The following is a 1,626-nucleotide window of genomic DNA, read 5'->3' as shown; positions in this document are numbered from 1 at the left end:
TCCTCACGGCACCATCGGACACAGCACCGGCTGTCGTCATGGTCATGGCAGCTCCACCGTCGTGCGGTCGATGCTCGACACGCCCGCGGCCCGGACCCGGACCGGTACCGGCGTCGGCGGGCCCGCCTCGGCCAGCAGCGCCGCCGGCACCCGCACCCGCAGGCTGGTCGGTGACGCCTCAAGGTAGGAGGCCGCGGGGACCACCACCCGGCCGATCAACGTCTCACCGGGCTGGCCGGGCACGTGCAGCCGGCTTCCGGTCACCTTCAGGATCCGTCCGGTGCCACCGGGCTCCGCCTCGACCACGACGGCGGCGACGGCCGGGACGATCATCATGGCGGCCGGGGCGGACCGGGCCGGGCCGGCGACCGTCCCGCTGGTGGCGACCGAGACGGTGTGGGTACCGGGCTGGAGCCGGGATTCCGGCGGGATGGGCCGGCCGTCGGGCAGCGCCGCGTCCGGGATCACCACCGCGACCCGGTCCGGCGTCGGCACGGGCGCGGCGGCGAGCGGAAGGTCGATCCCGCCGACGCGGACCAGCGTCCGGCCCGGTGCCGGCGCCAGCAGGCTGGTGCCCTCGACGACGAGCGTGTCGCCGATCCGCGCGACAGGGTGTGCCCGGGGCTGGTCGGCCGCCCCCGCCGGCAGGACCCGCAGCCGGCTGATCGCCGGAGTGCGCAGCGTGTGCACCCGGACCCGCGGGCCGGCGGCCGGGCCCTCACCGACCTCGACCGCCACCGGCGGCCGGGCCCGCTGATCGATCTGGACGACCGTGACCAGGTACGCGGCTGACAGGCGGAACGGCGTGGTCAGCGCCGTCCACACCTTCGTCAGGTCGTCGAGGCCGACCGGATCCAGCGTCACCGTGATCTGTTCGACGCTGTCGGCGAGCCCGGCGGCCAGCAGCGGCTGGTCGACCGGGTCCCGGGTCGAGACGAGGTCCTCGGTGAGGATCGGGGTCTCGTGCAGCACCCGCATGGCGCTGCCGAGCACAAGCTGAGCGCGGCTTTCGTCGTGCGTGTCGCCGGCGCTGTCCAGCACGGAGCCGAACGCGGTCAGCAGATAGTGCAGGTGCAGGGACAGCGGCGGGGAGCCGTACCGGGTCGGCGAGCCGGCGGGCGGGGCGTCGAGGTTCTTCAGGTACGGGCTCTCACTCACCCGGTAGAGGAAGAGGTTGAGCCTGGCCGGTTCGGCCGCCGGACTCGCGCCGGCCGGCACCGGCCGAGGGGTGCCGACCGTCACCGGCACGTCCGTGACGCCGGGCGGCCGGGCCACCCGGTCCCGCAGGAGCGCACGCAGGCTCGCGCTGACGTCCCTGATCACCTCATGCCCGCTCATGGCGCGTCCCGCTGCCAGGCCGAGTAGGCGCGAACGCCCTGGTAGGCGTCGAAGCCCACCAGGCCGGACGGGACCGGCGCGGCGGCCGGCGTCGCCGCGCGTTCCGCGGCGACGACCGGTTGCGGGAACCGGACCTCGACCGTGTCGATACGCACGGTGGTCCGGCCGGAGCCCGAGCCGGTGAGCACCCCGTCGGCCCGGCGCCCGATGCTCGGGGGCGGCGCCGGCCGGGGCGTGGGCGTGGGCCACGACGTCTCGCCGCGCCCACCGGCCCGCCCGCCTCGGCGC

Annotated in this window: 1 protein-coding gene and 1 pseudogene; both read right to left on the bottom strand. The window is 76.1% G+C overall.

The features are described 5' to 3' along the window. Positions 1-42: 42 nt before the first annotated feature. The gene (locus NBW84_RS23595; RefSeq protein ID WP_250287519.1) at positions 43-1,338 is read right to left on the bottom strand and encodes a DUF4255 domain-containing protein; all 1,296 of its coding nucleotides are present in this window, start codon (positions 1,336-1,338) and stop codon (positions 43-45) included. Further along, positions 1,335-1,626: pseudogene (locus NBW84_RS23590) on the bottom strand (hypothetical protein); the annotation flags it as partial. The gene NBW84_RS23595 and the pseudogene NBW84_RS23590, both read right to left, overlap by 4 nt.

It is taken from the genome of Protofrankia sp. CiP1_Cm_nod2 (assembly GCF_920664355.1).
Lineage (GTDB): Bacteria > Actinomycetota > Actinomycetes > Frankiales > Frankiaceae > Protofrankia.
The sequence above is the reverse complement of the archived record's forward strand: the minus strand, read 5'-3'. Positions and strand labels throughout refer to the sequence as shown.

Bases quoted from the DNA above. Each gene is read 5' to 3' on its own strand.
- NBW84_RS23595 (WP_250287519.1), bottom strand. From the start codon at position 1,338: ATGAGCGGGCATGAGGTGATCAGGGACGTCAGCGCGAGCCTGCGTGCG.